Origin of the sequence: Flavobacterium sp. AJR (genome assembly GCF_002156885.1) — a bacterium.
In the GTDB taxonomy this organism is placed as follows: Bacteria; Bacteroidota; Bacteroidia; order Flavobacteriales; family Flavobacteriaceae; genus Flavobacterium.
The window spans coordinates 1-20,017 of sequence record NZ_NCWQ01000042.1; the positions used below are offsets into that span (position 1 = coordinate 1).

A 20,017-nucleotide genomic window follows, 5' to 3' on the forward strand; every position below is an offset into this window, starting at 1 on the left:
ATGATAAATAAAAATTATCAAACTAAAAACCTCCAAAGTCTATTGATTTTGGAGGTTTTAAAATTTACAGCCCTAAACAATCTGTTTATAAAGTCAAATATTTATTTACAATACATTTTCTTTTAAGCTGAAGTTTAGATAGAAAAAGAAATAAAATATCTTATTTTCGTACATACAAGTGGATGAAAAATTAGAATAATTATAGCGTTTCTATTTATCTATTTTCCTGTAAAGTAATTCATTTGAATAAGCTAAGTAGTCTTAGATTACTTTGAAACTAGGAGTAAAGCTTATGGTCTAATAAAAATTTAGAGAATTAAAAAATGAAAAAGCAACTTACTGAAATAATAAGGCAAGTTTATCATAAAAAAAATAGAAACTTATTTACATTTTTAACGGGTGCGGGAATTTCTGCCGATAGCGGTATACCTACATATAGAGGAGTAGATGGAATATGGGTAAAAGGAACTAAATTTCATAAACCGGAAGAATTTGGAACCTTTAAATATTTTAAAGAAAATCCCGAAGAAGTTTGGCAGTACTCCCTTTTTAGAAAAAAAATGTTCGAAAATGCCAAACCAAATGAAAGTCATCATGAAATAGTAGAAATTGAGAACCTTTTGCAAGATAAGTTTCATTTAATAACTCAAAACATAGACGATTTGCACAGACATGCAGGAACAAAGAAAATTTATGAAATACACGGAAAAACCAGAGAAATTAAATGTTCAAACGGTTGCAAAGAAATAGAATACCTTCCCACAGAAATTAAAGGCAAAGACATAGACGAAGATTTAACGGAAAAAGATATCGAATTACTTAAATGTAAAAATTGTGGTAGCTGGATGAGACCAAATATTTTATGGTTTGATGAGCGCTATGATGAAAAAACAAACAAAAAATTTAGTTCCTTAAAAATAGCTAAAAATTCAGGTATCCTTTTTATTGTTGGAACATCAGGAGCAACAAATTTACCAATGGCAATTGCAGAAACAACATTAAAATACGGAGGAACAATCGTTGATATTAATACAGAAGATAATTTATTTACCATGCTAATTAAAGACAAGAAAAATAAGATTATCATTCGCGAAACTTCAACCCAAACTCTAAAAACAATAAGAGAAGTATTGCAGAATATAATTACAGAATAAAGAATTCTATGTTGTTACATAACATTTAAACAACTATTTCTAATATAATACAGAAATTGATAATTAAATAGAAGATATCAGCTTGTTGGTATTAAAACCTATAACCTACATTTAGTGTGTTTTTAAGCAGATATAATTAGTTTTTTATTCAGCATGAAACATACTAGAAATCTCTGATATTTGTTTATTCAGAATGGCTTTTGTAAAAGTTAAATTTGCTTTTGAAGAATCGGCAATTAAGTAAATAAAGTAACTATTATTTTTCGAAATTTTTAAAAACTGATACTGATTCGTTAATGTTATAGTAATATCGTCTATGCTTTGATTCAGTTTTAGAAAATCATTAGCATTTAACTGAGCTCGAATCATTTCTAATGCAAATTTTGATGCTACTTCTATATTAAAGCTATCATTGATTTTTTTTGAATAATATAGATTTCCACTTTTCACATCAATAACACTCAAAGCTACAAATCCGGGCATTTCCCTAGATATATTTTCTCCGAATAATTTTAAAAAATCTGACATCTATAAAAATTTAAGAAGCAAATTTAATTTTTTTCTGCTTCAAATACTACAAAACCTTTTTTATTCTTCTAAATAGTTATTAATATAATAACTGAAAGGCTGAGTACATTAAACACATAAAAAACATAGTAAAATTACTTACAATTCACATCTTTGTTTTATTAATTTAAGAACGGCTTGAAATATAGTTAAATTCTTATGATTAATGTAATGCTGAAATTGTATTAAACTGTAAATCACATTAAGAGGTAAATTATATTTATCTAACATTAAAAAAAATCACTAACGAATTATATACTAAATAATTAAAGAAATATTCAGATGAAATCTTACATTTTATTCTTTAAAAATTGAGGTATGCTGATTTTTTTTTGTAGCTTCGCAGCCCAAAAACACTAGCAATTACGATGAAAGTGACATCCTAAAATTTGCTTTACAACTAACTTAAAAATCTTTCTTTTTTCATTCTCAAAAGATATGATATTTCTGCATTACTAAATCACTATAATAAATTACGGGATTTTAAATGTCAACCCGAGACAAATAAAACTTAACCTATGAAAAATCTAAAATTGTATTTTACACTATTTCTTTTATTTTTTATTACACCAATACTTTTTTCACAAGAAAATATTTTTGCTGGAATTGAAATTGGAAGTAAAGGAATTAAAATGTCAGTTATTGATGTTTACAACATTAAAAGAGGAGACTTCACTGTCAAATCATTTTGGACAGAAAATGTAGCTATAGCAAAAGGTATTTCTATAGATGGAAATATGGCACTAGTTGATATTGATAGAGCTATTGCAGTTATTACAGCTAACTACAACAAAATGAAGACGACTATGAAAGTCCCTGATGAAAACATTTTTATAGTAGGTTCTTCTGGAGTGGCTATGGCTCAAAACACTCAAATTCTTACCGATAAAGTAAAAGCTGCCACAGGTAAAGATCTTGAGTATATTGAAGTACAAATGGAAGGGAAAATGCTTCTAAAAGGTTGTATTCCTCCTGTTGATTATAAAAATTCTATAATACTAGACATAGGTGGAGGTAATACTAAAGGTGGTTATGTAGATGTTAGTAACAATAACACTTTTGTATTTTTCCCATTATCCCTTAATTACGGCAGTGTAACCCTTACAGAAAGTGTAAAAAAAATAGCTCGTAGTCAAGATATTGATGAATTCAACTCTAAATCATTCAGCTTCTTGCCAATCTTAAGAGAGCAGGTAAATGCGATGTACAAGTCTAGCCCTCAGGCTTTAGATAAAGATAAAGTCTATTTGTCTGGTGGAGCTGTTTGGGCATTTTATACTTTGTATAAAGGTGCTACTAAAGAAACATACAATCAGTTTAAACTTGAAGATGTTATAAACTATGATGCTATCTTAAAAAACAATTTCAAAAAATTTGAGGATCTGGCAAAAACAGATAATGAAGTCAAAAAAGTACTAGAAACATACTCGCAAAAATACTTAATTTCAGGTAGTAATATCTTATTGGTTAGCTTGGAAGCCTTTCCTGATATTAACAATAAAAAATTGTATTTTGCAAAAGAAGGACAAATAGCATGGTTAATATCTTATATTGCTGATCGTTCTAAAAGAGTAAAAAAAATCTACTAAATACAACGAACTCATATTTAATGAGTTATTTACTAAAACCCAAATAAATTGAAATTTTATGGATAAAATATGTCCAACCCCAATTGATAAAGAAGTTAAATGGGATACTACCAAAACTATTGTAAGTAAGGCAGACTTGTACGGAACTTTAGAGTACGTAAACGACACTTTTTCTAAAGTTTCAGGATATGATGAATCTGAATTGGTAGGTCAGCCACATAATATTATTCGTCATCCCGATATGCCTAAAGTGATCTTTAAAGTCTTATGGGATAATATTAAGATGGGAAGAAAGTTTCACGGTATCATTAAAAATTTAGCTAAATCTGGAGAATATTACTGGGTAATTACTGATTTTGATTATATAGTAAATGAAGATGCAAAAATCACGAAATATATTGCTCGCCGTAAAGCTATTTCGGCTGGAGTAGTAGAAAAAATCGAAGATTTGTATAAAAAACTATCTAAAATCGAACAAGTTAGCGGAATAGAGGCAAGTGAAAAATACTTAACTGGTTATCTTGAAGATCATAATCTTGATTATGTAGAATTGATTACAAAATTGATGATGGATGATTTAAATGAACAAATTAAATTAGAGTCATCTACTGAGGAAATTGAAGAAACTAAAAAAAGTTTCTTTGGTAGGTTCTTTGGAAATTAGTACTTCTTTAAAGTACTCAAAAAAATATATGCCCCAACTAAATATTTTTGAAAATGCTTAACCGTTATTTAGGGAATTTTAAAAATTTCCCAAGAGAAATATGGATTCTAGCCCTAATTACTCTGGTAAATAGAATAGGAGCTGTAGTAGTTCCTTTTTTATCTAAATATTTTAAAGACGAATTAAACTTAAGTTACTCAGAAATAGGTTGGGTTATGGTTTGTTTTGGAATAGGATCTTTATTCGGAACTTTCTTCAGTGGAAAATTATCTGATATTTTTGGGGCGTACAAGGTCATGGTTTTTAGTTTGTTTTCTAGTGGAATAATCCTTCTTTCACTGCAATTTGTAAAAACTTTTGAACTATTATGTCTTTCCATTTTTCTTTTAACGGCAATAGCAGATATGTACAGGCCTGCAATGATGGTAAGTCTAAATAGTTACGTAAATAACGATTCACGACTGCGAGCCTTATCATTATTAAGAATGGCAACCAATGTTGGTCTTGTCGTTGGTCCTGTTTTAGGAGGACTACTAATTATAAATTCAGAGTATAATACCTTGTTTATTGTAGATGGTTTAACTTCTATTATTTCTATAGTAATTTTTGTCATTTTTGTAAAAGAAAAGAAGCTATTATATAAACTTGAAATGAATACTGTAAATCAGGATAAATTTGCACCGCTAAAAGATTTTCCTTTTGTAATGAATTGGATAATTGCTTTAGTAACAGGATATCTCTATTTTCAGGTTTTTTCTATTGTACCCATTTATCATAAAGAAGCATATCATTTAACAGAATTTGATAGCGGAATGTTCCTTGGTTTTAGCGGAGTTATATTTGTCTTATTTGAAATGGTGGTGGTAAATTTTGTTCAAAAGAATAAAATCACTGATCTGGTTGCTATAATGATAGGATTACTATTAATAGGAACTTCATATCTCATGCTGTTCTTAGTACATCAGGCATGGGTATTTTGGATCTTTATGTTTTTAATGTCTTTTGGAAACATGCTAACTTTTGCTTTTGCTAGTGGTTTTGTTATGAATAGAAGCCATAAAAACCTAGAAGGGATATTTATGTCAACTTTTCAAATGAGTTATGGTTTTGCTCATGTATTTAGCTCTAAAACAGGTTTAACAATTATTCAAAATTACGATTACAATACAAATTGGATGTTTAATTATATACTTGCATTTGCTACAGCTTTTATTACTTATTTAATTTATTTAGTGGTTAAAAAAGAGCAAAAAAAGGTAAAAGAAGACATTGTGGTTTCTTTTTTTAAGTAATAAATTTTCTGGATTTTGCAATCCATTAAATTAAATGGAATTTAAAAATTTATAAGGAACATTTTACAAAACACGTAAAACTACGCGTACAACTTTGGTTTTAATTATTTTAATTTACTTATGTGTAGTAATGTAAAATACTTTAAAATGAAAAAAGAAATAATATTAGTATTACTGTTAATCACGACTTTAATAAGTTGTAAAAAAGAAGTTGAAAATCCAGCAGACCTTATTTATTTTGGCGGTGATATAATCACAATGGAAGGAGATCAGGCTCAATACGTAGAAGCAATCGCTGTAAAAAGTGGGAAGATTTTATTTGTTGGTTCTAAAGCTGAAGCTGAAAAATTAAAAGGAAGCAATACTGAAATGAGAGATTTGAAAGGTAAAACATTATTGCCTGGATTTATTGATCCGCACAGTCATTTTATGAGCTCTCTGGCCATGAATTCCCAAGCTAATTGTCAACCAGCTCCTGCAGGAGAAGCAAATAGTGTGGAAGGGATTATTAAGGCATTAAAAAAACTGAAAGAGGATAAAAAAATCCCTGATGGTGAAACAATAATTGGTTATGGTTATGATGATAATGCTATGCCTAATGGAAGATTATTGAATAGAGATGATCTAGATAATGCATTTCCAAATAACCCAGTGATGGTAATTCATGTTTCTATGCATGGTGTAGTATTGAATTCTAAATCGATGGCTATATATAATATAAATGACAAAACGCCAACTGTTCCTGGAGGTATAATCGTTAGAAAACCAGGCACAAATGAGCCTTATGGGCTGATTATGGAAATGTCATATCTCCCTATTTTTGCGGCAATGCCAAAACCATCTATAGAAACACAGCTTTCTCAATTAAAAGAAGGACAAATGTTTTATGCAGCCGCGGGAATAACAACAGCGCAAGAAGGAGCCACACACATGGACGAGGTTACAATGTTAGATCGAGGTGCCAAAGAAGGTAAATTGTTTATTGATGTTATTTCATATCCGTTGTTTACAGAAATGGATACTTTATTTAAAGTGTATCCGCCTAAAGTCTTTGGGAAATATAATAACCATTTTAAATTAGGTGGTATAAAAATTACGATTGATGGTTCGCCACAAGGGAGAACAGCATATTTTACAACTCCATATTTAACAGGAGGTCCGGGAGGAGAGACAAATTGGTGTGGACAACCCTCATTTAATCAGGATGAAGGTAATAAACTATTAAAACGTATTTATGATGCAGGTTTGCAATCAGGATTTCATGCCAATGGAGATGCGGCAATTGATATGTGTATTAAAGCTCATGAATTTGCTTCGGCTGGAAATCCAACAAAAGAGCGAAGAACAATTATTGTCCATGCTCAATTTGCCCGAGAAGATCAATTAGATAAATTTGTTGAGTACAAATTAATCCCGTCATTTTATACTGAACATACATACTTTTTTGCTGATACACATATTAAGAACAGAGGTAAGGATCAGGCATTTTTTATAAGTCCTTTTAAAACTGCACTTGATAAAGGACTTCGTCCAACAAATCATACTGATTTTAATGTGGTGCCAATAAATCAGATGTTTGTTATTTGGTCTGCGGTAAATCGTATTTCCAGAGATGGAGTTGTTATAGGAGCTGACCAAAGAATTTCTCCTTACCAGGCTTTGCAAGCTATTACAACTAATGCGGCATATCAATATTTTGAAGAAAATAATAAAGGTTCTCTTAAAGTTGGAAAACTGGCAGATCTTGTGGTTCTGGATAAAAACCCTATTAAAGTAGCCGCTATGGATATAAAAGGTATCAACGTAGTTGAAACTATTAAAGAAGGGAAAACTATTTTCGGAAAATGATTAGTTAAGAATATATAAAAACAAAACTCCAAAGTCATTTGATTTTGGAGTTTTTTTTGTATTGAAATTTATTTTGAAAATTCTATTGGCTTCAAATTATTTTGCTTCTGTCAGATTCATAATCCAATTTGTTATTAAATCCTTTGCCTGTTCTATGTATTGAAATTTGTTTCCAAACATATTAACTCCTTTAATTCCCCAACCGTGATCTCCCTGAGGAAATATAAATAAACTTGAATCTATCCCATTGTTTCTAAGTGCTTCATAATACATTATGCTATTAATGGGAGAAACAATGGTATCGTCATTACTTGTCAATATCAATGTACGCGGGGTATTTACAGACACTTGGTTTTCACAAGAAAATGCTTCGATATCCTCTATTGATGGTTGATTTCCTAAAAGATTTTCTCTAGTATTTATTTGTGTATTACTATTCATGGTAATAACCGGATAAAACAAAATAGAAAAGTCTGGGCGGTATTCCATACCATTTTTAGAGGATAAGGTAGAGACTAATGCTGCAAGATGTCCTCCGGCAGAAAACCCAGCTATACCTATTTTGTTATCATCTAAATTTAATGTTTTTGAATTTCTACGTACATAGCGTATTGCCTCCTTAACATCATCGAGAGGAATTTCTTTGTTTGCGTTTGGCATTCTATACTTTAATACGATTGCCATAATACCAATTGAGGATAACCATTCTGCAAAATCATATCCTTGAGGCGTAATTGCTAAACCAGCATAAGCGCCACCTGGACAAATAATAATTGCCCTTCCAGTATTTAAGGAAGGGGTAGGAGAATAGATAATAATCTCCGTTTGTGTAATATTACTGATTTCAATAACCTCATTAGGATGCAAAATTTCATCACCGATTAAACCACTATTTGTTGGCATATTGTTATTCCAGAGATTAACTCTTTTAATTGTTTCCATTTTTTATAATTACGTATTATTTATTTGCTAATGCAGCTCTTACTTTAGGAGCAATTTTTGTCCCAAATATTTCAATAGATTTCATGATATGACTATGAGAAGGCGCTCCTACATCCATATGAGCTGTAAAACGAGTCATTCTGTATAGTTCATGTGAATACAATATTTTATCGATAGCTTGGTTTTCATCTCCTACAAAAAGGGCAGCTTCTCTTGATCTTCCATAATCAAATTGGTTTTGACTAAAAGGTGACCATCCTCTGGTTTTTCCTATCCTATCCATTTGAGCAGCATATAATGGGAAGTAATATTTTGCTATGTCATTAGCATCATTACCAAATAGCGAATGAGAAAACATACCCACTTGAAATTTGGACATATCATGACCAAATGCTAAATAAGTCTCTTTATAAAACTCAAAAAGAGGTTTAAAGTTAATTAAAGGAGTTCCTGCTACAATTGCAAAAACTAATGGCAATCCCAAACGACCTGCCCGTTCTACAGACGCGGGAGTTCCTCCAGCAGCAACCCAGACTTTTAGGCTATTATTAACTGCTCTGGGAAGCACCAGCTGATCTTGCAAATCTGGACGGAATTCTCCCCTCCAAGTAATCTTTTCTTCGGCATTGATTCGAAGTAACAAGTCTAATTTTTCCTCATATAAAAGATTATAATCTTTCAGGTCATAACCGAATAAAGGAAAAGATTCTGTAAAGCTTCCTCTGCCAGCCATCAGTTCAGCCCTACCATTAGAAAGCAAATCGACCAATGCAAAATTCTGATACAATTTAACGGGATCCGAAGAGCTTAAAACAGTCACAGAACTAGTTAATTTTATATTCTTTGTTACTGTCGCTGCAGCTGCAAGTACAATCTCAGGACTTGATACCGCATATTCTTTTCGATGATGTTCCCCAATTCCCGCAAGATCTAAACCTACTTCATCAGCAAGTTTTATTTCTTCAATTAATTCTTGTAAGCGCACTTGCGCAGATTGTATTTTGCCAGTAGTAGGGTTAACATGTAAGTCCCCAAAAAGGCTAATTCCTAATTCCATATAAAGTATTATTATTTTTAAAAATGCTGTTAAGTAAGATTTATTACTGTATTATCCTCTTTTTTGTTTCCATACCTCCAAGTAATCATACGTTAGATATGCTTCGGAATTAAAGGCACCCCAAGCTCCCTTTTCGATGGCAAGATTTACTTCTCGTAATTGGGATGGAGCAAATCTAAGCGTGATTAAATGTCCAAGACCAACCAATACATTCCAACTCAGAACTTCTACATTAGGAGAAGGGAAAATTTGCCAGAATTTGTTATCCTCCAAAATCTCTGAAATGCTATCGAGATTTTTGTCTTGTTGATGCTTTAAGATGTAGCTAACTACTATTTTATTATTTTCTTCCATTATTATTACTATTATTATTTTTAAATATCACTTATTAGAACGATCGTTCTATTTTAAATCAAAAAAATATGGAGATTGTTTTTCTCCATTAAATAAGCTAATATGCTTTGATTATTAATTACATAAATATCATTTTAAACTTTCCAAAATACGTTCTGCCATTGCTTCGACCATGATTCTATCATTAAATAAAGACTGCATTTGCCAAAGTCCTGCAAAGCTTCCAACAATAAATTGAGCCGATTTTAATGCATTTTTTTCTGTTGAAATCTCACCAGCTTCCTGTGCTTTTATAATTAGATTCTGAAAAATTATAATTAGTCTTTGAGTGTGTTGTCTTAGTAAATCTCTCATGCTTTGATCTAGCGGAGCTAACTCAAATGAGGATTTAACAATCATACAAATTTTCTCCTTTTCAAACGAACGTTCAATTGCTTTTGATATAATGCCTTCTATGGCTTTTTTGGGTGATTTTTCTAATTGAGCAATGCTATTAAATTCACCATATGTTTCGATTGCATAGCTTTCAAGACTTTGAATAAACAACTCATGTTTATCTCCATAAGTGTCATACATACTTCTTCTATTAACTTGCATTTGGTCTACCAAATCCTGTATAGAAGTCACATGATATCCTTTTTTCCAAAAAAGATCTCTAGCTTTTACTAGTTTTTCTACTGGGTTAAATTGTTTATTTCTTGACATAATGCGGCAAAGTTATGTAATTAGAACGACTATTCTAATATAAATTAAAAATATTTAGCGCTTCACAGCTAGCATTGATTCTGTTTATAATTTTAAGCAGAACTTCTCTCAATACTGTTGCTGGTTTTAAGAGCTAATTTGTCAATTACTTATGCTTTAATAAAGCTCTCTTGAAGGATTTTTTTTGCATCATTTAAAAATGATAAATAGAAGACGATAATTACTTTTTTAAACTGCTCATTAACATAATCTACGAAGATATTAAAACAGGTATTTTTACGTGATAGTATATAATTTTCTTTTTTTAAATTTGGTAATTGCTTAGTTATCAATAGTTTGTTTCTTTATTGGACTTGTTTTTAATACAGGAACTAACCATCTAATTTTTATGGAGTTAATAAAACATATATCCCAATAAGGTAATTTTTTTGGTTTAATAGCAGGACTTAGACTTCTTCTTCTTAAAGAACTTTTTTTAAACCATTTAACCCTTGTGATTTTTATCATTTTTATTAGATAAATAACATATAATCAGTGTATTATTTGTCATTAGAGAATTATATAAGAATCAATGACAATAAATTGAACAGCCAAGACAACACATTAGTAAAGTATAAAGTGTTGTAATCTCACCTACAAGTCGATAAAGTTACCCTCATTTGCTTTTGCCTCAACGCATTAAATAATAAGAAATGAAAGAACAGACTAAAAAAAACTCTAACAATGAATTTCTCCAAACTGATGGAGGAAAAACTAAATCCAATGCAATAGAGGTTCCATCAATTTCTTTACCAAAAGGAGGTGGCGCTTTAAAGGGAATTGATGAAAAGTTTACTGTTAACGCTGTAAATGGCACATCTTCATTTTCAATTCAACTTCCGTTTTCATCTGCAAGGGGTACATCGCCTTCATTAAGTCTTTCTTATAATTCAGGTACCGGTAATGGTATTTTTGGATTAGGTTGGGGGCTAAGTTTAGGATCAATTAAGCGTAAAACAGACAAAGGACTGCCTCAATATCTTGATTTGATTGATTCGGATACTTTTCTATTTTCGGGTGCGGAGGATTTAGTTCCTGAATTTACAAAAGATCCGGATGGAAGTTTTCAGTTAGATGTTAATGAAGACTATATTATACACGAAAGAATCTCATCTGACGGACTATTTATTATAAGAAATTATAAACCCAGAATTGAAGGTCTTTTTGCTCGCATTGAACGCTGGACGGAAAAGGCGACTGGAAGAATTAAATGGCGGGTAATTTCAAGAGATAACGTTACGACTCTTTTTGGATGGACTAATGATTCTATTATTTCAAATCCAAAAGACCTGACAAAAATTTTTGAATGGTTTCCTGAATTTGTATTTGATGATAAAGGAAACTGCACTCAATATATTTATAAGAAAGAAAATGAGATTGGTTTTGATGATTCCTTATTGCATAACAAAAATCGATTTAAAGACGGTAAAATTACGTACACCAATCTTTATCTAGAAAAAGTTTTGTATGGTAATAAAACACCCTACAAAAAATTTGGTGATGCATTCTCAAGTGAATCTGATTATTTGTTTTCAACAGTTTTCGATTATGGAGAGTATAATGATGTCGCACCTTTCAATAAAATAAAAGATTGGACTTTCAGATTGGATGCTTTTTCAGATTACAAATCGGGATTCGAAATTAGAACGACAAGGTTATGCAACAGGATATTACTATTTCATCATTTTACCAATTCCAATGAATACGAAGGTTTGGTAAAATCCCTCAATATAGGATATGACCTTGCAACGGAGCAGGATTTTACATTTCTTAAATCCATAACTTCAATCGGCTATATTAAAAAAGGGGATGGTTCCTATTCTTCTAAAAAGATCCCTCCTATAGAGTTCGACTATCAAAGGCATGAATGGAATGATATTGTTAAATCCATAGATGCAGGAAATTTAGCTCATGCACCATCAGGCTTGGATGAACAGCAATATCAATTTACCGATTTATTTAATGAAGGATTGTCGGGTATTCTAACAGAACAAGCCAATGGATGGTATTATAAACACAATCTGGGAGATGGAAAATTTGAACATGCAAAATTAGTCTCTCCTAAACCCGCTTTTTCAGGATTGGGTAGTAGGATGCAACTAGTAGATTTAGATGCAGATGGTGGTAAACAACTAGTCAGTTTCAATACCGAACCTAAAGGTTATTTTGAATTGGATGACGATAATGCATGGCAGGGATTCCGCTCGTTTAAGGCGATTCCAAATATTGATTTTAACGATCCTAATACTCGAATGCTGGATCTGAATGGCGATGGTAAACCCGAAGTAGTTATTTCAGAAGATCAGGTTTTTACATGGTATGCTTCTGAAGGTAGAAATGGTTTTTCAGCTGCACAAAGAACACCTAAATCGTTTGACGAAGAAGCTGGCCCGCATATTGTTTTTGCCGATGCAAAGCAAACAATTTATTTAGCTGATATGTCAGGTGATGGTATGACTGACATTTTAAGGATTCGAAATGATGAGATCTGTTATTGGCCAAATATGGGTTACGGAAAATTTGGTGCAAAAGTAGCATTGGATAATCCACCAATTTTTGATAGTGAGAACGATTTTAACCCTTCCTTTATAAAACTCGCAGATATTGATGGTTCTGGAACAACAGACATCATCTATTTGGGTAAAAACAAATTTACTTGCTGGAAAAACCTAAGTGGCAACCGTTTTAGTACAACTCCGTTTGAAATAGACTCCTTTCCAGAAATCCATTCCCATGCTAAAATTACTGTAACCGATTTATTAGGCAATGGCGTTGCGTGTATTGTATGGTCCAGCATATTATCAAAAAACACTCCCTCTCCATTAAAGTATATTGACCTAATGAACAGTAAGAAACCACACATCATGGTTTCCTATAAAAACAATTTTGGGAAAGAAGTATCATTAGAATATACACCCTCGACTAAATTTTACATCGAAGATAAGTTGGCAGGAAAGCCTTGGATAACTAAATTGCATTTCCCCGTACATTGTGTTTCCAAAACCACCACCGAAGACAAAATATCAGGCTACAAATTTGTAAGCGAATACAAATACCATCATGGCTATTATGATCATTCAGAAATGGAGTTTAGAGGTTTTGGCATGGTAGAACAAATTGATGCCGAGAGTTTTGAACATTGGAAAAAGAGTAATGCCACTAACATTGTAGAAAAATCATTGCATCAGGAGCCAGTCGTTTCTAAAACCTGGAATCATACCGGGGCTTTTTTAGAAAAGGATAAAATTCTGACTCAATTTTCGAAAGAATACTGGTATGAAGAAATGTCTCGCAATGGATTTGATGTTATTCATCATGAAATTCCCCTGCAAGATGCCCGATTGATAGCCGCTCCCGAGGTTCAACCAACTATACTTAATCACCTTTCTGCTCAAGAATGGTGTGAGGCACTCCGAGCCTGTAAAGGCATGAGTTTACGCTCTGAAATTTTTGCAAAAGATGCTATTAATTTTGAAAACACAGCTGAAGCAAAAAGAAAAGAGCTTATTCCTTTTTCTGTAGCTTCACATAATTATGTTATTGAATTACTACAGCCCAAAGGAAAAAACAAACATGCTATTTTTATAGTTAAAGAAAATGAAGCTATAACGTATAACTACGAACGTAACCCAGAAGATCCAAGAATTGCTCATAATTTAAACATTAAGCTAGATAAATATGGTAATGTATTAGAGTCTGCTGCGGTTGTCTACCCGCGATTGTTAACTGATGTAACTCTTCCTGTCGAAACACAGCAAGAGCAAAATAAAACTGTTATTATCTATACACAAAATCAGTTTACAAATGATGTCATTAATGCTGATACACTTCGATTGCGATTGCCTTCAGAATCCAAAACATATGAACTAAAAGATGTGCCAAAAGCAAATGCATTTTATATACCCAATGATTTTGATGAAATACTCACTGAAGTAAAATCAGCAACAGCTTTATATCATGAAATAGATAAACCAACAGTTCCTGGTTTATCGCAAAAGCGATTGATAGAACACACAAAAACGATTTACAGAAGCAATGATCTGAAAAGTGCCTTGGCTTTGTATAAATTAGAATCCTTAGCCATGCCGTTTGAGAGTTATCAGTTGGCATATACTCCCGATTTATTGCAACATATTTACCATGAAAAAACAGATGATTGGGCACTACAAAATTTAATGTTAGAAGGCAAGTTTTCGCATGCATTAAATGAAAGTGGTTTAGAAGATGCTAATTGGTGGGTACGTTCTGGTACGATACAATTTCTAGCAGATGTAGAAGCTGTGATAGATGCAAGCAAAAGATTTTATGTCCCAATATCTTACACAGATCCTTATGGAGCCCTAACAAAAGTAAAATACTATGGGAATTATTTTCTGTTTATAGAAGAAACCGAAGATGCAATAGGCAATATTACTAAAGTAATGCTATTCAATTTCCGAACACTATCGCCTCAACGAATGAGTGATATAAATACTAACTTATCAGAAGCAATAACAGATGAATTAGGTTTGATAAAAGCTGTTGCAATAATGGGTAAGGGAAATGAAGCGGATGAATTGACCGATTTAACCGAAATAACAGATGCAGCCGAATTAATACTGATTAATAACTTCTTTCAGGCTTCCGATTCTGTAGATTTAACCAATATTGGGAAAGACTTATTGAATAAAGCAACGTCAAGATTTGTCTATGATTTTGATACTTATATCAATTTTGGTAAACCTGCTGTAGTAGCGTCAATAAGTAGAGAGCAACATTATAAACAAAACAACAATTCACCTGTTCAAATCGGCTTTGAATACTCTAATGGTTTAGGAGAAGTAATAATGAAGAAAGTACAGGCAGAACCTGGACTTGCCAAAAATGTTATTGTGCTTCCGGATAATACTATTACTATTTCGGAAACAGATACATCAGCAAGTCTACCTAAACAACTTCGTTGGATTGGCAACGGCAGAACCATCAAAAACAACAAAGGTAATGCTGTAAAACAATATGAACCTTATTTTTCGACAACGCATCAGTTTGAAGATCTAAAAGAATTGGTTGAAACCGGAGTAACAGCCATCATGTATTACGATGCAGTTGGACGATTGATAAAAACAGAAATGCCAAACGGTACATTGTCAAAAGTTATTTTTGATAGTTGGAAAGTAAGTATGTATGATCCTAACGATTGTGTATTGGAAAGTGAATGGTATAAAAAAAGAACCAATAATGCACATCCGGAATTTATCAATGACTTAAAAGAACAACAAGCAGCATTAAAAGCCGAAAAGCACGCAGATACTCCTAGCGTTCAGTATTATGACACATTAGGAAGACCAATTCTGTCAATTGAAAATAATAAAAATGGAGTAACAGGTGTCGACGAATTGCAATATACACGTGTAAAATTAGATACCGAAGGAAACCTGCATTACGTAACCGATGCACGTGGTAATATAGTAATGCGCTATAAACATGATATGCTGGGTAGCAAAGTATATCAACAAAGTATGGATGCTGGGCAACGTTGGTTATTAATAAATATTTTAGGTAAACCGTTACGCACTTGGGACGAACGCAATCATGAATTTCAATATTTTTACGATACACTACAAAGACCCTTATATAATAAAATTCTAGGAGGCGATGGAGATGTTAGTTTAAATCACATATTTGATAAAATAATTTATGGAGAAACCCAACCTAATGCGCAACTCAAAAATTTAAAGGGACAGGTTTGGAAACATTATGATACAGCTGGTGTAATGGAAACACCAAGCTATAATTTTCAAGGTAAACCAACAAGTACAAAAAGAACACTTTTTAAAAAATATAAAGAAGTCGCCAATTGGATCGATGATAATTTAGTCGATGATTTAGAAAATCAATCTTTTACTTTTATTACAGATACCGATGCATTGGGACGTATTACAAAACAAATTGCGCCTGACGGTAGTGTTATTACACCTTCTTACAACGAATCTGGTTTATTAGATGGAGAAAGCGTATTACATCCCGATAATGTATTATCAAATACCTACATCAAGAATATTGATTACAATGAAAAAGGCCAACGTAATAAAATTGTTTACGGAAATAATGTAACCACTAAGTTTTATTACGATAAAGAAACGTTTCATTTAAAACGTTTGGAAAGTAAACAGAATAATACCCCTTTGCAAGATTGGTTTTATACTTACGATCCAGTTGGGAATATTACCCATATAGAAGACAGAAATATACCTGTTGTATTTTTTAATAACCAAAAAGTGACGGGTATTTCAGAATATACCTATGATGCATTATATCGATTAATAACAGCAAGCGGGAGAGAAAATAATGCTGCACTAACACTCAATGGGCAAGACAATTGGAATGATACTCCTTTTATGCACCAATTAAATCCTGGTGACCCAATGGCAGTTCGAAATTATACTCAAAACTATCGTTACGATAAAGTAGGGAATATGATGCAGATGAAACATGTTGCAGCGGGTAATAATTGGACACGCGAGTATACCTACGAAACCAGTAATAATCGTTTAAAAATGACACAGGTAGGTAGTGAAATGTTTACTTACCCACATCATGTACAGCACGGTTTCATAACCACATTACCTCATTTGCAGGAAATGGGATGGAACTACAAAGAAGAATTAATCAAGACAATTAAACAAAAACGTACCGATGGCGGTACACCGGAAACGACGTATTATCAATACGACGGACAAGGACAACGTATTAGAAAAATAACAGAGAACACTGCCAACGAAGGAGAAACACCAACATTAAAAAACGAACGCATTTATGTATCGGGTTATGAATTGTATAAAAAGCATAGTGGTGCCGATGCCGGATTAGAAAGAATTAGTTTGAGTTTAATAGATAAAGGGCATCGTTTTGTAATGGTAGATATGGAAACTAAACCTAAATATATTTTGGGCATTCCCTTTGGCAGAACATCGATTGAATTTACTACACGTTACCAGTTATATAATCATTTAGGATCTTCTGCCTTAGAACTTAACGAAACTGGTGATATTATCTCTTACGAAGAGTATCATCCCTATGGAACAACCGCATATCAAGCTATAAATGCATCTATTAAAGCGGCAGCTAAACGCTATCGTTATACAGGCATGGAGCGTGATGAGGAAACTGGGTTGGAGTATCACAGTGCCCGGTATTATTTGCCCTGGTTAGGCAGGTGGATGAGTAGTGATCCTATTGGGATTGGGGATGGCGTGAATTTGTATGCCTATTGTAATGGCAACCTTATTATAAAAAATGATAAAGCAGGAACAGATGGATGGGATTTCTTAGAAGGTATTGCAATAGGCATTGGAACTGGTCTTGTAGTTGCTGCTGTAATTGCGACTGCCCCTATTACTATACCTGCTTCTGTCGCAACAGGTTTAGTTGTTGCTGGTGTTGCAGTAACTACTGTAACTGTTGTTCAATCTGCTAGACAAAGAGATTTATTTAATAATGAAATAACTCCTGCACAGGCAGATAGACAAATGGGCATGGCCTTAGGAGGGATTGTTGTTGGCGCTGCAGCTGGTCCAACTTCTACTCTAATGACTGAAACTGCCGAATCTTTTGCTATTCCGGGCATGGTCTTAGCAGAAGGGGCACTTGTAACTGGAGCAGCACCAGCAATTCCAGCAGTAGTGTCTGCTGCTCCTGGAGCAATTACAGCAACTGCAGGGCCTATACTCATGTCGATGAGTGGAAATGGAGGTTCAAATGAATCTGATAATAGAAGTAGTTCCTCAACCAGTAGAGGAAGTTCTTCTGGCAGTAGAAGTAGTCGATTACAGAATCAATTACCTGAAAGATTACCTGAAGAATTAGCTGCTGCTGAAAGTGTTGGCGTTAGACCAGAAATTGCCACAGCTGAAACCATAGAATCAGCTACTTTAGCATCAGACGTTGGAAATATTAAATGGGTTCTAACTGAAGAAGGGCAGTTAATTGTTGCTCCTCATACAGTTGAAGGAGTTGAAATTTCTCATGCTGTTCTTGCTGAAAATCAAGCCATTATAAGTGCTGGTGAAGCTAATATTGCAAACGGATCAATTGGACTTGATATTTCTAATAGTAGTGGACATTTTATGCCTCCAAATAGTACATTGAGTTCAGCATTAAGTGCATTCGAAGAAAGTTTAGGGATATGTTTTGATCCATCAAGCATAACATTAGTGGGAAGATAAACTTAAAGATATTGAATTTAATATTCTAAATTATTTAAACTAAATGCAAAGCTATTAATAGAATCATAATTATTTTTTGAATTAAACAAAAAGACAATCCATTCTTTATAGTTCATTTTGTGTATCAATCAAAAAAAAATAAAGAATGTAATGACCTTAAACTTTTTAGCAAAACATTTATTAACCATTTAAAAATTTAAAATTATGACAGCAAAGAAAAAAAGTGACGAAGAATCGATCTTCTTAGTATCCTTAGAAGGGCTTGATTTATCTAAAGATCAGAAGAAAAGAATTGAAGAAGGTATAAAAAGCCTTGTTTTAAAGGAAATCGCGGGAATAGATTTTGAAGGTGACATAAAAATCAGTAGGAGATTTACAGGAAAGCCTGGCTGGGAAGATTTATGGAAAAGAGGACAACTAGCAGGTTTCTGGATTGGAGGTTTCCCAAACTTCCCATCTGAGATCCCAAAATAATGGTATCAAGGTTGCTAAAATTCATAATTATGAATTTTAGCAACTTATAATTGTCATTTAAAAAATAAAGAAATGGAAAACAATAAAGATAACGACAATAGTTATTGTCCTAGTTATGCCGTTAAATCAGGTGCAAAACTTTATGGTATTGTAAATGAAAACGGCTTCATTAATTATCTAAAAAGTCCCATTGAAATCAATCAGGATTTTATTGAAGAAGCTTATAAAGGGAGAGAACCCGAAAAAAGATTCAGATTTGCTGGCAATTGTTCTAAATCTGGTTGTAATCAATGGAATGGTACTTCAAAAGAATGTGGTCTGGTTGATCAATTGATTGATATCATAGGGAATGAAGAGTCTATACAGTTACAGGATTGCCCAATTCGGTCAAAATGCAGATGGTTTAGTCAACGTAAAGGTCATGCTTGTGCTCAGTGTAATGAGGTGATTCGGGATATAGAAATGAAAATTATTGGGGTTGATTGACATAATCGCTTCAAATAACTGATTTTATAAAACTGTCAAAATTCTAAAGTTTTGGTTTTTTCGATAGCATGGATTTACACTCCATGTCACATCAAAGTATTTCTGCTAAGTCCAATAATTTAGGAAAAATTAGAGAATAATTTTAAAAAGTTGAAAATTATGAAACCTACAAACGACAAAAAAACACTACCCGTAAATGACAAAATATTTCAGGCAGTATATGATTCTCCCTCTTCATTACCGGGAAAGCAAAAATGGATAACAAAAGACGAAGATGTTCGCATAATAGAAAAATTATTAGGTATGCCGGACAAAACAATTGGTGCCCCGCTTTGGGTAAGTGGAGATAATAAAAAATGTCCAAAATGCAGACGCGAAATCAATTGGCTAGATATTGTTTCCTCTGCAGTAGATAGCATTCATGCTAAAGAAATGATTGCACAAGTTATTCTTGGCGAAACCAAATTTGTAAATATTGAAGTTCCAAGAGCTATAGCAAATCTACATTGCTTTAAATGTAAAACCGCTATTGAAAACCTTCGCAGTTTTAAATGCCACAATTGGGCTTATGCAAAACCAGCTTTGCTTAAAGTGCTGCAGGAAATGGAGAGAAAGCAATAACCGATTCAGAAACATATAATA

Annotated in this window: 14 protein-coding genes; 9 read left to right on the forward strand and 5 right to left on the reverse strand. The window is 32.7% G+C overall.

The window, feature by feature from the left end; translation table 11 throughout:
- Positions 1-323: 323 nt before the first annotated feature.
- Entirely contained in the window at positions 324-1,154 is an 831-nt protein-coding gene (locus tag B8T70_RS12355; RefSeq protein ID WP_086895041.1) for a Sir2 family NAD-dependent protein deacetylase, read from the forward strand.
- Positions 1,155-1,298: 144 nt separating this feature from the next.
- Here B8T70_RS12355 and B8T70_RS12360 read toward each other — a convergent pair whose 3' ends face one another.
- Positions 1,299-1,682, reverse strand: a complete 384-nt coding sequence (locus B8T70_RS12360; protein ID WP_039114132.1) for a hypothetical protein — start codon at positions 1,680-1,682, stop codon at positions 1,299-1,301.
- Positions 1,683-2,239: 557 nt separating this feature from the next.
- Between B8T70_RS12360 and B8T70_RS12365 the strand changes: the two genes are divergently transcribed.
- The 4 genes from B8T70_RS12365 to B8T70_RS12380 all read left to right on the forward strand — a co-directional run bounded on the left by B8T70_RS12365 (position 2,240) and on the right by B8T70_RS12380 (position 7,114).
- Positions 2,240-3,310 (forward strand): exopolyphosphatase, encoded by a 1,071-nt coding sequence (locus B8T70_RS12365; protein WP_086895042.1) that lies wholly within the window; start codon positions 2,240-2,242, stop codon positions 3,308-3,310.
- 58 nt (positions 3,311-3,368) lie between these two features.
- Positions 3,369-3,974, forward strand: coding sequence for a PAS domain-containing protein (locus B8T70_RS12370; protein ID WP_039114129.1), 606 nt, complete (start codon positions 3,369-3,371; stop codon positions 3,972-3,974).
- Between the two features lie 53 nt (positions 3,975-4,027).
- On the forward strand, positions 4,028-5,266 hold the full coding sequence (locus tag B8T70_RS12375; protein ID WP_086895043.1) for an MFS transporter: 1,239 nt from the start codon (positions 4,028-4,030) through the stop codon (positions 5,264-5,266).
- Positions 5,267-5,413: 147 nt separating this feature from the next.
- Positions 5,414-7,114: an amidohydrolase gene (locus tag B8T70_RS12380; protein ID WP_207621530.1), complete on the forward strand. Its 1,701-nt coding sequence runs from the start codon at positions 5,414-5,416 to the stop codon at positions 7,112-7,114.
- A gap of 96 nt (positions 7,115-7,210) precedes the next feature.
- Here B8T70_RS12380 and B8T70_RS12385 read toward each other — a convergent pair whose 3' ends face one another.
- The 4 genes from B8T70_RS12385 to B8T70_RS12400 form a co-directional block, all read right to left on the reverse strand.
- Positions 7,211-8,017 carry an alpha/beta hydrolase gene (locus B8T70_RS12385; protein WP_165763209.1) on the reverse strand — a complete coding sequence of 269 codons (807 nt, stop codon included), beginning with the start codon at positions 8,015-8,017 and terminating at the stop codon, positions 7,211-7,213.
- A 55-nt stretch (positions 8,018-8,072) separates the two neighbouring features.
- Positions 8,073-9,113 carry an LLM class flavin-dependent oxidoreductase gene (locus B8T70_RS12390; protein WP_086895045.1) on the reverse strand — a complete coding sequence of 347 codons (1,041 nt, stop codon included), beginning with the start codon at positions 9,111-9,113 and terminating at the stop codon, positions 8,073-8,075.
- 51 nt (positions 9,114-9,164) lie between these two features.
- Complete coding sequence (locus B8T70_RS12395; RefSeq protein WP_052259462.1) at positions 9,165-9,467, reverse strand: hypothetical protein; 303 nt, start codon at positions 9,465-9,467, stop codon at positions 9,165-9,167.
- 129 nt (positions 9,468-9,596) lie between these two features.
- The gene (locus B8T70_RS12400; RefSeq protein ID WP_086895046.1) at positions 9,597-10,172 is read right to left on the reverse strand and encodes a TetR/AcrR family transcriptional regulator; all 576 of its coding nucleotides are present in this window, start codon (positions 10,170-10,172) and stop codon (positions 9,597-9,599) included.
- A 692-nt stretch (positions 10,173-10,864) separates the two neighbouring features.
- Here B8T70_RS12400 and B8T70_RS24415 point away from each other — a divergent pair.
- From B8T70_RS24415 to B8T70_RS12420, 4 genes are all read left to right on the forward strand, one after another.
- Positions 10,865-18,415 (forward strand): SpvB/TcaC N-terminal domain-containing protein, encoded by a 7,551-nt coding sequence (locus B8T70_RS24415; RefSeq protein WP_086895047.1) that lies wholly within the window; start codon positions 10,865-10,867, stop codon positions 18,413-18,415.
- 204 nt (positions 18,416-18,619) lie between these two features.
- The gene (locus B8T70_RS12410; RefSeq protein ID WP_039116224.1) at positions 18,620-18,889 is read left to right on the forward strand and encodes a hypothetical protein; all 270 of its coding nucleotides are present in this window, start codon (positions 18,620-18,622) and stop codon (positions 18,887-18,889) included.
- 72 nt (positions 18,890-18,961) lie between these two features.
- Entirely contained in the window at positions 18,962-19,375 is a 414-nt protein-coding gene (locus B8T70_RS12415; RefSeq protein WP_086895048.1) for a hypothetical protein, read from the forward strand.
- Positions 19,376-19,534: 159 nt separating this feature from the next.
- Positions 19,535-19,996 carry a hypothetical protein gene (locus B8T70_RS12420; RefSeq protein WP_039118221.1) on the forward strand — a complete coding sequence of 154 codons (462 nt, stop codon included), beginning with the start codon at positions 19,535-19,537 and terminating at the stop codon, positions 19,994-19,996.
- Positions 19,997-20,017 lie beyond the last annotated feature (21 nt).